Annotated in this window: 8 protein-coding genes; 3 read left to right on the top strand and 5 right to left on the bottom strand. The window is 65.0% G+C overall.

Annotated features, from left to right (window positions below; translation table 11 throughout):
* The first annotated feature begins 81 nt into the window (after positions 1-81).
* Both ACELLULO517_RS23615 and ACELLULO517_RS23610 read left to right on the top strand, forming a co-directional pair.
* A complete protein-coding gene (locus tag ACELLULO517_RS23615; protein ID WP_227309904.1) occupies positions 82-738 on the top strand; it encodes an NAD(P)H-dependent oxidoreductase in 657 nt (218 codons plus the stop codon).
* Positions 735-2,609 (top strand): monovalent cation:proton antiporter-2 (CPA2) family protein, encoded by a 1,875-nt coding sequence (locus ACELLULO517_RS23610; protein WP_227309903.1) that lies wholly within the window; start codon positions 735-737, stop codon positions 2,607-2,609. The genes ACELLULO517_RS23615 and ACELLULO517_RS23610 overlap by 4 nt, the downstream gene beginning before the upstream one ends.
* 302 nt (positions 2,610-2,911) lie before the next feature.
* Here ACELLULO517_RS23610 and ydiK read toward each other — a convergent pair whose 3' ends face one another.
* From ydiK to ACELLULO517_RS23590, 4 genes are all read right to left on the bottom strand, one after another.
* On the bottom strand, positions 2,912-4,105 hold the full coding sequence (gene ydiK, locus ACELLULO517_RS23605) for an AI-2E family transporter YdiK (RefSeq protein ID WP_227309902.1): 1,194 nt from the start codon (positions 4,103-4,105) through the stop codon (positions 2,912-2,914).
* 19 nt (positions 4,106-4,124) lie between these two features.
* On the bottom strand, positions 4,125-8,654 hold the full coding sequence (gene gltB / locus ACELLULO517_RS23600; RefSeq protein WP_406566292.1) for a glutamate synthase large subunit: 4,530 nt from the start codon (positions 8,652-8,654) through the stop codon (positions 4,125-4,127).
* A gap of 104 nt (positions 8,655-8,758) precedes the next feature.
* A complete protein-coding gene (locus ACELLULO517_RS23595; RefSeq protein WP_227309900.1) occupies positions 8,759-9,397 on the bottom strand; it encodes a DUF2059 domain-containing protein in 639 nt (212 codons plus the stop codon).
* Positions 9,394-10,842 (bottom strand): NAD(P)-dependent oxidoreductase, encoded by a 1,449-nt coding sequence (locus tag ACELLULO517_RS23590; RefSeq protein ID WP_227309899.1) that lies wholly within the window; start codon positions 10,840-10,842, stop codon positions 9,394-9,396. Before ACELLULO517_RS23590 ends, ACELLULO517_RS23595 begins: the two co-directional genes overlap by 4 nt.
* A 540-nt stretch (positions 10,843-11,382) precedes the next feature.
* Between ACELLULO517_RS23590 and ACELLULO517_RS23585 the strand changes: the two genes are divergently transcribed.
* Positions 11,383-11,676 carry a GIY-YIG nuclease family protein gene (locus ACELLULO517_RS23585; protein ID WP_227309898.1) on the top strand — a complete coding sequence of 98 codons (294 nt, stop codon included), beginning with the start codon at positions 11,383-11,385 and terminating at the stop codon, positions 11,674-11,676.
* Positions 11,677-11,841: 165 nt separating this feature from the next.
* Here ACELLULO517_RS23585 and ACELLULO517_RS23580 read toward each other — a convergent pair whose 3' ends face one another.
* Positions 11,842-13,410: a lysine--tRNA ligase gene (locus tag ACELLULO517_RS23580; RefSeq protein ID WP_227309897.1), complete on the bottom strand. Its 1,569-nt coding sequence runs from the start codon at positions 13,408-13,410 to the stop codon at positions 11,842-11,844.
* Positions 13,411-13,415: the final 5 nt, after the last annotated feature.

Here is a 13,415-nt window from a genome sequence, read left to right as displayed (position 1 = left end):
TAAAGCTTTCCCTCAATCCTCTATCGCCGTCACTGTGACGGATTGTTACATGGACCATTCCAGAGAATAAGGCGGCTGCCCGTGGCGCTTGGCTTCATCAAGACCCTGACCCGCACGAAAAGCCCCGCGAAAGCAGGGCCGCGCCGGCTTGCCGTGGTCGAGAATACGGGCTCCATCCCGGCCCAGGCGGCGGCCGGCCGCGCGGCCCTGGTTCTGCTGTCGCATCCGGCCATGCATCGGTCCCGCGTCAATGCCGCCCTTCTGGGTGTGGCGCGCGAGCGGCCGGACGTCACGGTGCACGACCTCTACAGGCATTATCCGGATTTTCTGATCGACGTGGAGACCGAGCAGAAAAAGCTCATCGCCCATCGTCTGATCGTGCTGCAATTCCCCATGTATTGGTATGCGACGCCCGCTCTGCTGAAGGAATGGATGGATACCGTGCTGCTGCACGGCTTCGCCTTCGGCCGTGGCGGCACCCAGCTGCATGGCAAGACGCTGATGGTCGCGGCCAGCACCGGCGGCGACCCGGACGCCTATCAGCCGGAAGGCATGAACCGCTTCACCATGACGGAGCTGCTGCGCCCGCTGGAGGCGACTGCCCATCTCTGCGGTCTTGCCTGGGCCGAGCCCTTCATCGTCCATGACGCCATCCACCTCAATGCCGAGGGGCGCACCCAGGCAGCGGTCGCCTATGACGCGCGGCTTTCCGCTTTGATCGAGGCCGCCAACCGATGAATACCAATACCGTTCTGATCCAGGCGCTGGTCTATCTGGCGGCGAGCGTCATCGCCGTGCCCATCGCGAAGCGCGCGGGGCTTGGCTCCGTCCTCGGTTATCTCATCGCGGGCGCCGTCATCGGCCCCTTTGCCCTGCATCTGGTCGGCGATCAGGCCGATGTCATGGGCTTCGCCGAATTCGGCGTCGTCATCCTGCTGTTCCTGATCGGGCTGGAGGTGCGGCCGGCGCTGCTATGGACGATGCGCGCGGCGATCTTCGGCCTCGGCTTCGCTCAGCTGATCGGCATCGGCGCCTGTCTTGCCGTCGCCGCGATGATCCTCGGTCTGCCCTGGCAGCAGGCGGTCGCCTGCGGTGCCGTGCTGGCCATGTCCTCCACCGCCATCGTGCTGCAAACCTTGGACGAAAAGGGTCTGCGCCGGGGCGCGGTCGGCACCGCCGCCTTCGGCGTGCTGCTGTTCCAGGATCTGGCCGTCATCCCCCTGCTGGTCCTGCTGCCGCTGCTGGGCAATGCCCATGGCGCGGTCGAGGAGACCAGCGGCCTGCACGGCTGGGTGCATGGGCTGGCCGTGCTGGGCGCGGTCGCCATCATCATCGCCACCGGGCGCTATCTGGTCGGCCCCCTGTTCCGCTTCATCGCCAAAACCCGGCTGCGCGAAACCTTCACGGCGACCGCCCTGCTGCTGGTCTTTGCGGTCACGGCCCTGATGCAGGCAGTCGGCGTCTCCCCCGCCCTCGGCGCCTTTCTGGCGGGCGTGATGCTGGCCGAGAACGAATTCCGGCGCGAGCTGGAAGCCGATATCGAGCCTTTCCGCGGCATTCTGCTTGGCCTGTTCTTCATCACCGTCGGTGCCAGCCTCGATTTCGGCCTCGTCGCCCATCACCCCCTCCTCGTGCTGGGGCTGACGGTCGGGCTGATGGCGATCAAGGCGGAGGCCATGACGCGGCTGGCGCAGCTGTTCCATATGCCACGGGCGGACGCGCGGATGGTCGGCGTCTCGCTGAGCCAGGGTGGCGAATTCGCCTTCGTGCTGACCGGCTTCGTCGTCACCGCCCATGTGCTGCCGCATCACATCGGCGCGCTGCTCAACGCGGTCGTCGCCATGTCCATGGTCTTCACGCCGCTGGCCTTCATCGCGCATGAGCGGCTGATGATCCGGCCTGAGAAGACGGACGGCCCGACGCCGGAGGCGCCGAGTTTCGATGCCGATCCGGATGTCATCATCGCGGGCTACGGCCGTTTCGGGCAGATTGCCGGCCGCCTGATCCGCGGCAACGGCTTCAAGACCTCGGTGCTCGACGTCAGCACGACCCAGATCGAGCTGCTGCGCCGCTTCGGCCAGCGCGTGCAATACGGCGACGCCTCCCGCATCGATCTATTGCAGGCGGCCGGCGCGGAGAAGGCGAAGCTGCTGATCGTCGCCATCGACGACCGCGAGAAGGCGCTGGAGCTGGTGGCCGGCGCGCGCCATGCCTTTCCGGAGCTGCGCATCCTGGCGCGCGCCTGGGATCGTCGCGCGGCGTACGAGCTGCTGGACCAGGGCGCGGACGACGTGGAGCGCGAGACCTTCGAGGGCTCGCTGGCCCTCGGCCGCACCGCGCTGATCAAGCTTGGCGTGCATCCGCATCAGGCCCATCGCGCCGCGTCCATCTTCCGGCGCCAGGACAAGCGCTTCTTCCACAAGCTGCGGCCGCTCTACGGCGATGAGGAAGGGTTCGTGCTCGCCTCGCGCCAGAGTGCCATGACGCTGGAAAAGCTGCTGATGGCCGAACGTCAGGGACCGGCGCTGGACGATGCCGATATCGCCTGGGACAATACCGGCCGCGCCGAGGCGATCGACGAGATGCGGGAGAAGAAGGCGGGGGACTGACGGTCCGCGTCAGCCGCGCATCTTTTCTGACTGTCCGCGCATCTTTTCCGACTGTCGCCCGCAGTTTCTCTTCTCGTTATCCGCAGCTTCTTTGTCTCACTGTCGCCCGCGGTTTCTCTTCTCAGTGTCGCCCGCGGCTTCATGCCGCGGGTCTACCCGTTCCGGCGCCATCACGGCGTCTGGGCGCCCGAAAGGGTTGATCCGCGCAAGAAGTGCGCGGACGACAGCTAAGGGCGGGCGCGGACGACGGTTAAAGGCGTGCGCGGGCGACAGTTTCATTGGCCCGCCGGCAACACCGCAGATTAAGGATCGATCGCCGGGTCCGGCGCGACGGCCAGCGGATCGGGCGGCAGCGCCGGGGCGCCGGGCCGCGCCTCCTCCGCGATCCAGGCGCGCAGCATAGTATAGCTGACGGCGAGCACCGCCGGACCGATGAAGAGGCCGATGAGCCCGAAGGCGGCCAGCCCGCCGAGCACGCCGACCAGGACCAGCAGCATCGGCAGATTGGCCTCCTTACGGATCAGCAGCGGCCGCATCAGATTGTCGACCGCGATGGCGACGATCGTCACCACCAGCAGCACGGCGCCCATCACATATTGGCCGGAGACGAACATCCAGATATCGGCCGGGATCAGGACAATGCCGGGCCCGACCTGGGCCACGCAAAAGATGAACATGACGGCGGTGAGCAGGGTCGCCAGCGGCACCCCGGCAATCATCAGCCCGATACCGCCGATCACGGCATCCGCCAGCGAGGTCAGCATGACGCCCAGCGCCACGGCGCGGATGGCGCGGCCCGCCAGCACGACCATCTGCTCGCCGCGGTCGCCGCCCAGACGATAGCCGAACTGGGTCGCGAGATTGGCCCCGGCCTCGCCATGCGTGCTCATGATGGCGACGATGACGGTGGTCAGGATGAATTGCAGCAGCAGCCGGCCGAAACTGCCGATGGACCCCAAAATCCACTGCGCGGCCGAACCGATATAGGGCGTGGTCGAGGGCAGAACCGTGCTCAGCCCCTCGCCCTGGAATTTCTCCCAGACCTCCCGGACCTTGTCGCCGATAACGGGGATATCGCCCGCCCAGTGCGGCGGGGCCGGCAGGCGGAAGGCGACGGCCGCATGGGCCAGACCCACCAGGGCGTCGATATGGTTGAGGATCGTCGTCACGGCGAGCCAGAAGGGCACCACGAAGAGCACGACGACGATGATCGTCATGATGGTGACGGCCAGCACCCGGCTGCCGCCGAGCAGCTTCTGCAGCTTGAGCACGAGCGGCCAGACCGCGACCACGATGGTCGCAGCCCAGATGGTCGCGGGCAGGAAGGGCCGCATGACCCAGATGGAGCAAAGCGTCATCCCGCCGATGAAGAAAAGCATCATCATCAGCCGGGTGGGATCGGCCCGCCCCGCATGCAAAGGCGCATGCGCTTGCCCCTTGGCAGGCACCGCCGCCTGACGCGACGGCCCCGGCGGCGGCGGGGAGAGGACCGTCATGCCAACCGGACCCGGCCGATCAGGCGCGGGCCTGCGCCTTCTCGTCGGTCAGGCCGTGCGGCAGGTATTTGACGTAATCCTTCGGCACAAGCTGCCAGAAGCTCGCCAGCGTCTGGTCCCAGTTATGGAGCAGCATGGCGGCGTAGCGGCTGCTGGTCTCCTCCACATGACGTTCGATCAAGCCGCGCAGCTGGCTTTCCCAATAGGCGGAGGCGATGCGTTGCCATGTCAGCGTCTCCGGATTGATCCGGCTCTCCAGCGCAGTCTCGGGGTCATAGATGAAGGCCATGCCCCCGGTGAAGCCGGCGCCGAAATTGTCGCCGAAATCACCCAGGATCGCGACCGTGCCGCCGGTCATGTATTCGCATCCGTTCGAGCCGCAGCCTTCGACCACGGCCGTGGCGCCCGAGTTGCGCACCGCGAAACGCTCGCCCGCCTGACCGGCCGCGAACAGCTGACCGGCCGTCGCCCCGTAAAGGCAGGTATTGCCGATGATCGTATTGGCATTGCTGCGCATCTTGGTGGACGGCGCCGTGCGCACCACGATGGTGCCGCCCGACAGGCCCTTGCCGACATAGTCATTGGCATCGCCGATGACTTCAAGCTTCAGCCCCTGCACCGCGAAGGCGCCCAGCGACTGTCCAGCCGAACCGCGCAGACGGACATTGACATGGGCGGCCGGCACGCCGGTCTGGCCGAAGGCACGGACGATGGCGCCCGAGAACTTCGTGCCGATGGCGCGATGCGTGTTCCGGATATTGTATTGCAGTTGCATCTTTTCGCGCCGGTCGAAGAAGGGCGCCGCATCGGCGATCATCTGCGCGTCCAGCGTTTCCGGCACCTCATTGCGGCCTTCCAGCGTGCAATAGCGCGGATAGGGGCCGGGATCGGCCTGGGCCAGGATCGGGTTGAGATCCAGATCATCGAGCAGCGAACTGCCGCGGCTGACCTGCTGCAGCAGATCGGTGCGACCGATGATCTCGGTCAGCTTGCGGAAGCCGAGACCGGCCAGGATTTCACGCACCTCCTCCGCGATGAAGGAGAAGAGGTTGATGACCTTCTCGGGCGTGCCTTCGAACTTGGCGCGCAAGCTCTCATCCTGCGTGCAGACACCCACGGGGCAGGTATTGCTGTGGCACTGGCGGACCATGATGCAGCCCATGGCAACCAGGCTGGCCGTGCCAATGCCGAATTCCTCCGCACCCAGCATGGCGGCCATCACGACGTCACGGCCGGTCTTCAACCCGCCATCGGTGCGCAGCTTCACGCGGTGACGCAGACGGTTGAGCATCAGCACCTGATGCGCTTCCGACAGGCCCATTTCCCACGGCAGGCCGGCATATTTCACCGAGGTCAGCGCCGAGGCGCCGGTGCCGCCGGAATGACCCGAGATCAGGATCGCATCCGCCTTGGCCTTGGCGACGCCGGCAGCGATGGTGCCGATGCCTGAGCGCGAGACCAGCTTCACGCAGACGCTGGCTTCCGGGTTGATCTGCTTCAGATCGTAGATGAGCTGGGCCAGATCCTCGATCGAATAGATATCGTGATGCGGCGGCGGGCTGATGAGCATCACCCCCGGCGTCGAATGACGCAGCTTCGCGATCAGCCCGGTCACCTTGAAACCGGGCAGCTGGCCGCCTTCGCCGGGCTTGGCGCCCTGGGCGACCTTGATCTCGATCTCACGGCAATTGTTCAGATAGTCCGCGGTGACGCCGAACCGGCCCGAGGCGATCTGCTTGATGGCCGAGGATGCGTTGTCACCATTCGGGCGCGGCTTCGAGCGCTCGGGGTCTTCCCCACCCTCGCCGCTGTCCGACCGCGCGCCGATGCGGTTCATGGCGATGGAGAGCGTCTCATGCGCCTCCGGCCCCAAGGCCCCGAGCGAGATGCCCGGCGCGATCAGCCGCTTGCGGATTTCCGTGATGCTCTCGACGTCTTCCACCGGAATGGGCGTCAGCCCGTCGGTGCGGAAATCGAGCAGATCGCGCAAAGCGACGGGGGGCAGGCGACGGACGGCTTCCGAGTACTTGCGGAACATCGTGTAGCTGTCGGTGCTGACGGCGGTCTGCAGCACATGGATGAGGCTGCCGTCGAAGGCATGCGTCTCCCCGCCACGGCGCATCTTATAGGTGCCGCCGACAGGCAAGGTCAGCACGCCTTCCGCCCAGGCGACCTTATGCAGTTCCAGCACCTTCCGCGCGATGCCGGACAGGCCGATGCCGGAGATGCGCGACTGCATGCCGGGGAAGAATTCCCCCACCAGCGCGCGCGACAGGCCGATGGCCTCAAAATTATAGCCGCCGCGATAGGATGACAGGACACCGATGCCCATCTTCGCCATGATCTTGAGCAGGCCCTTGTCGAGCGCCTTCTTGTAGCGGCCGACGGCGACCTTGACGCTCATATCGCCGAACAACCCGCGACGCTGACGGTCCGCGATTGATTCCTGCGCAAGGTAAGGGTTGACGGTGGTGGCACCGACCCCGACCAGCACGGCCGCGTAATGCACGTCCAGGCATTCCGCCGTGCGCACATTGACGCTGGCGAAGGTGCGCAAGCTGGTGCGAACGAGATGCGTATGCACCGCCCCCGTCGCCAGGATCATCGGGATCGGCACGCGCCCCGGACCCATCGCCTCATCGCTGATGACGAGATGCGTGGCACCCGCGCGGACGGCGTCTTCCGCCTCCTGACGGATACGGTCCAGACCACGGCGCAGCCCGACCTCACCATCGGCGAGCGGGAAGGTCGCGTCGATATCGACGACGGCCGAGCCCATCTTCTCCCGCATGGCGGTGAATTCGCCGGTCGACAGAATGGGGCTGTTGAGCTGCAGGATGTCGAACTGATGCTCGCCCTCCTCCAGCACATTGCCGAGATTGCCGAGGCGCGTCTTGATCGACATGACGCGCGTTTCGCGCAGGCTGTCGATGGGCGGGTTGGTGACCTGGCTGAAGTTCTGACGGAAGTAATGATGCAGGCCGCGATAGCGGTCCGACAGCACGGCGATAGGTGTGTCATCACCCATGCTGCCCGTGGCCTCGTTCGCGTCCTCCACCATCGGCTGCAGGATCGCTTCCATCTCTTCCAGCGTCATGCCGATGGCAAGCTGGCGGCGGCGCAATTCCTCGGTGCCGAGCGTGCAAGGCTCGATCGCATCGGCCTTGACCACCTCGTCGATCTTGACGATGCGCTGCGCCCAGTCACCGTAAGGGTGACGCGCGGACAGCACGTCCATGATGGCGGTATTGTCGTAGAAACGCGGCTCCTCCAGATCGACCGCGATCATCTGGCCGGGGCCGACCCGGCCCTTCTCGACGATCATCGATTCGTCGAATTTCACCATGCCGGTCTCGGAGCCGACGACGAGCATGTTATGGCTCGTCACCGTATAGCGCAGCGGGCGCAACCCGTTGCGGTCCAGACCCGCGATGAGCCAGCGACCGTCCGTCGCCGTCACCGCCGCCGGGCCGTCCCAGGGCTCCATCACCGCGTTGCAGTATTCGATCATGCTGCGATGGGCTTCGGGCATGAAGGCGGTCGCGCCGATCGAGGGCGGGATCATCATCGCCTTGACCATGGCGGCATCGCGGCCCGAGCGGATCAGCAGTTCGAAGACATTGTCCATCGACGCCGTGTCGGAGCCCTGCGCCTGCACGACGGGCTTGATGTCTTCCATATAGGCGTCGAGCAGATCGGAGGAGAGCCGCGTCTCATGGCTCTTCATCCAATTGATATTGCCGTTGATCGTGTTGATCTCGCCATTATGCGCGATCGACCGGAAGGGCTGGGCCAGTTTCCAGGTCGGGAAGGTATTGGTCGAATAGCGCTGATGATAGATCGCGAAGCGGGACACGAAGCGCGGGTCGAGCAGATCGGGATAAAATTCCGTCAGGCTCTCGGCCAGGAACATGCCCTTGTAGACGATCGAGCGGCAGGACAAGGAACAGAAATACAGGTCCGGGATCTGCGCCGCGATCGTGTGCTTCTCGATCTTGCGGCGGATCACATACAGGTCGCGCTCGAACTCCTCCTCGGACACGCCACGGGCGTTCCAGAGCATGATCTGCTCGATCTCAGGCCGCGTCGCGTTCGCCTTCTCACCGATGCAGGCGACGTTGATGGGCACCTGGCGCCAGCCATAGATTTCGTACCCGAGGGCGAGGATTTCGGTCTCGACGATCTGGCGGCAGCGTTCCTGCGCGCCGAGATCGGTCTTCGGCATGAAGACCTGACCGACCGCGATGGGGCCGGGGCGCAGCAGCGCACCGCTGCGTTCCACCGCGGCGGCGAAGAAATCCTGGGGGATTTCGATATGGATGCCGGCACCGTCACCGGTCTTGCCGTCGGCGTCGACCGCGCCGCGATGCCAGACCGCTTTCAGCGCGTCGATACCCGCCTGCACCACGTCACGGCGGCGCTTGCCGTCCAGTGCCGCGATCATGCCCACGCCGCAGGCGTCATGCTCCTGGCTGAAGTCATAGGACCCCGCCAGGGCTTCCGTGTTGCGGGCCCAGTCGTTCAGGAAGTCGGCGCCCGTCTCCAGCATTTCGCTGGGCTGGGCCTGGCTCTCGATCCCGTCGGTCATGGCACTCTCCTCGTCAGCGGCCTGGATGGCAGGCCGGGCGCCGCCCCGTGAGGGCGGCATCAATCTCAATCGACTTTCAGCCCTTGGGCTGCGAGCTTATCGGCATCCAGCTTCAGCACCTGTTCGCCGATCTGGCCGATCCAGGCGTGGCCGGCTTCGACCATCTGCTGCGTCAGGCCCGGCGTCACGCTTTCCAGCTTCTGCCCGACCGACGTCTGATAGAAGGCCAGGATCTGCTGCATCTCCGGCACCGTAAAGGCCTGGCCGTAGAGCGTCGCGACGCTGGCGACGAATTGCGGTTCCGACGCCAGGATATCCGGCATCAGCACCTGATCCACGATCGGCCCGACCTTTTCCGGCGGCTGCTTGCTATTGGCCGCCAGGCTTTGCACCAGCACGATCTTCAACCCGCCGACCGCCGCATCCGCCACCTGCTGAATGCCGATCGCCTGCACGACCTGCATGGCAAGTTGCATCTGCTCGGTGGTCAGCGCCGGCTGGGCGGTATCGGCAAGGGCGGGCGTTCCGCCGAGCAGGACGATACCGGCCAAGGCGACGGCCGCAAACGACCAGGTCCTTTTGCTTTTGTCGCCCGCGGGCTTGTCCCGCGGGTCTACCCGTCCGGGCGCCACAACGGCGTTCGGGCGCCGCCGCGGGTAGGTCCGCGCAACGAGTGCGCGGATGACGGTAAAATCGCCCCTCATTCGGCCGCGACCGCGACGGGCGCAGGCTGGCTGATGAACTCATGCACCTGGGCGGCCACGTCATGCCCGTCCTTGATCGCCCAGACGACGAGGCTGGCGCCACGCACGATATCGCCGGCCGCGAAGACACCCGGAACCGAGGTCATGAAGGTCCGGTGATTGACCTTCAGCGTGCCCCAGCGGCTGATCTCCAGCCCCTTTTCCGCGAACATCTTGGGCATATCCTCGGGGTCGAAGCCCAGCGCCTTGATGACCAGATCGGCGTCGAGATTGAAATGGCTGCCGGGCAGCGGCTCGACCGACTGACGGCCGGAGGTATCGGGCAGGCCGAGATGCATGCGCACGGCGCGGACGCCGGAGACATGGTCGTCACCCAGGAAGGCTTCCGGGGCCGAGAGCCAGACGAATTCCACGCCCTCCTCCTCGGCATTCTTCACCTCGCGCAGCGAGCCCGGCATATTGGCGCGGTCGCGGCGATAGAGGCACTGAACCGAGGTCGCACCCTGGCGCACGGCGGTGCGCACGCAGTCCATGGCGGTGTCGCCGCCGCCGATGACGACGACACGCTTGCCTTCGGCATTGAGCAAGCCGCTGTCGAAATCCGCGACCGCTTCGCCCAGGCCGCGCTTGTTGGATGCCGTGAGGTAGTCCAACGCCGGCACGATGCCGGCCAGACCCGCGCCGGGACCGCCGATATCACGCGCCTTGTAGACGCCGGTCGCGATGATGACGGCAGCGTGTTTCTGACGCAGGTCCGCGAAGGACATCGTGTCATTCTCGCCGTCGCCGATGGCGCAGTTGAGATGGAACTGGACGCCGCAATCCTCCAGATAAGTCCAGCGACGGAGGACGACCTCCTTCTCCAGCTTGAAGCCCGGAATGCCGTAGATCATCAGCCCGCCCGGCCGGTCGTAGCGGTCATAGACATGGACCTGATAGCCCTGGCGGCGCAGCTTCTCGGCGGCGGCCAGGCCACCGGGGCCGGCGCCTACGATGCCGACCGATTCCGTGCGTTCGAAGACCGGCTTGATGGGCTGCACCCAGCCGTTCTCGAAGGCGGTATCCGTAATATAGCGTTCGACCGCGCCGATGGTGACGCTTTCGAAGCCCTTCTCGATGACGCAATTGCCTTCGCAGAGCCGATCCTGCGGGCAGATGCGGCCGCAGATCTCGGGGAAGCTGTTGGTTGCGGCCGAAACCTCATAGGCTTCCTGCAGGCGGCCTTCCGCCGTCAGGCGCAGCCAGTCGGGGATATTGTTCCCAAGCGGGCAATGGACGGAGCAGAAGGGCACGCCGCATTGGCTGCAGCGGCTGGCCTGTTCGGCCGCGCGGCTCGTCTCGAAGCGGTTGTAGATTTCGTCGAAATCCTGGACGCGCATCTCGACTGTGCGCTTCTGCGGGATTTTCTGGGGCGTGTGCACGAATTTCAGCATGCGCTCGGCCATGGAATTGTCCTCCTGCAGAGAGCGGGCGCAAAGAACGCGACCGCGGAATGATGCCTCTCTAGCGTGATTTTCTGCTTCTGCGAAGGAGTTTTGGGAATACAAACAGCAATGCTGACCTATTTTGCCTGCATGTCACCCCTTATAAGGTCTAGTTGCGAGTAATTCGCAAGAAATTAGGACCGATTTAGGACTTTTAGCAAAATCGTAAAAGAGAAGCCTAGGGGATTGAACGAAAACAACTTGTTTGATCGGCATCCGCGCATTCTCCTGCTCGTTGCCCGACCCTCCTATTGTCGCCCGCGCGCTTTCCTCACAGTCGCCCGCGGCTTCATGCCGCGGGTCTACCCGCTCAGGCGCCCAAACGCCGTCAGGGCGCCCAACCGGGTAGGTCCGCGTGACAAGCACGCGGATGACGGTTGAAGGAGTGGCGGGCGACCCTAAGAGCGCGCGGATGACGATGAGAGAGGGCGGACGACCGATTTTATACGGAGATGGCCAGAAGCCCTGGTATATTTTGTTGCTTCATCGCATCATATTTGCATGACCGCCTGGGTCTACATCATGAGCAATCGGCCGAACGGCACGCTCTATATTGGCGTGACCGCTTTTCTGACCGAGCGCGTGCAACAGCATAGGGTCGCCGCCGCACCAGGTTTCACGGCCCGTTACGCCTTGACCCGCCTCGTCTATGCCGAGCGCCATGGGGAGATGCTGCGGGCGATCCAGCGCGAAAAGACCATGAAACACTGGCCTCGGGCCTGGAAGATCAATCTGATCGAGGGATTGAACCCCGGATGGAGCGATCTGTTCGGCAAGCTGGCGGGGGAAGAGTAGTCTTGCCGCCTTTTTCGTCATCCGCGCACGCGTTGCGCGGACCTACACCTCGTGGCGCCCTGACGCCCTGGTGGCGCCGAAGCGGGTAGACCCGCGGCATGAAGCCGCGGGCGACAGTAGTTACAGGATGCGCGGACGACTGCGACAGGAAGCGCGGGCGATGCGTTAGGAGCGCGCGAGCGCGCCTTCGATGAGCGCGACCGTCTCGGCGACGCCATAAAGTGCGACGAAACCGCCGAAGCGCGGGCCTTCGCTCTGGCCCAGCAGCACCTGGTACAGGCAGCCGAACCAGTCCTTCAGGCTAGCGAAGGGATGACGCTTGCCGACCTCATAGACCTGGGTCTGGATATCCTCGGCCGAAGTGCCGGGCGCCGTCCCGCGCAGCACGTCCGCCAGATCCCCAAGCGCCGCGCGCTCGACCTCGGTCGGCTCCCGGAAGGCCTTCTTGGGCTTCACGAAATCCTGGTAATAGGCGACCGCATAGCCCACGAGCTTCGCCAGGAAAGGCGAGGTCTCGGGCGTCAAATCCGGGGCGTAGCGACGAATAAAACCCCAGAGGATATCCGGGTTCTCGGCATTCGCGACACTCGCCAGGTTCAGCAGCATGCCGAAGCTGATCGGGCTGCCGGCAGAGGCCGGCACCGCGCCGCCTTCGATGAACCAGGCCGGGTTGCTCTCGTCCACCACCTCGTCCCGCTGGGCCTTGGCGACATGGGCGAGATAGTCATCGACCGCACGCGGAATGACATCGAAGAACAGGCGCTTGGCGCGCTGCGGCTGGTTGAACATGAACAGCGCCAGGCTCTCCTCCGGCGCGTATTTCAGCCATTCGTCGATCGAAAGGCCATTGCCCTTCGACTTCGAAATCTTCTGGCCCTTGTCGTCCAGGAACAGCTCGTAATTGAAGCCGGCCGGGGGTTCCGCACCCAGGATTCGGCAGATCTCGCCCGAGAGCTTGATGCCCTCGATATGATCCTTGCCGGCCATCTCGTAATCGACGCCGAGGGCGGCCCAGCGCATGGCCCAATCGGCCTTCCACTGCATCTTCGCGCCACCACCGGTCACCGGCGTCTCATAGAACGTGCCGTCCTCGGGGTCGCGCCAGGCGACGGTGCCGGCATCCGGGTCGACCTTTTCGATCAGCACCTGCATGACGATGCCGGTCTTGGGATGGACGGGCAGGATAGGCGAATAGGTCGCGCGACGGTCCGGCCCGAGGGTCGGCAGCACGACCTGCTTGATCTCCTCGTGCTTGCGCAAAGCCTCGCGCAGCGCCTGGTCGAAAGCGCCGGAGCGATAGGACTCGGTCGCGGAAATGAACTCGTACTCGAAGCCGAAACCATCCAGAAAGGCGCGCAGACGGGCGTTATTGTGGTGGCCGAAGCTCTCATGCGTGCCGAAGGGGTCGGGCACATCCGTCAGCGGCTTGCCGATGAATGCGCGCAGCATATCCCGGTTCGGCACATTGTCGGGCACCTTGCGCATGCCATCCATATCGTCCGAAAAGGCGATCAGGCGCGACGGCAGGCCCGTCAGCGCGGTAAAAGCCTGGCGGACCCAGCTGGTGCGGGCGACTTCGCCGAAGGTGCCGATATGGGGCAGGCCGGAGGGGCCGTAACCGGTCTCGAACAGGGCCACACCCTTGCCCGATTTTTCCAGGCGAGCGACGACTTTGGCCGCTTCCTCGAAGGGCCAGGTTTTCGGGGCAGGTGCGGTGCGTACGACTTGGTTCATGATGG

This window comes from Acidisoma cellulosilyticum, assembly GCF_020621385.1.
GTDB classification, from domain to species: Bacteria; Pseudomonadota; Alphaproteobacteria; order Acetobacterales; family Acetobacteraceae; genus Acidisoma; species Acidisoma cellulosilyticum.
This window is presented reverse-complemented; position numbering and strand designations above follow the sequence as displayed.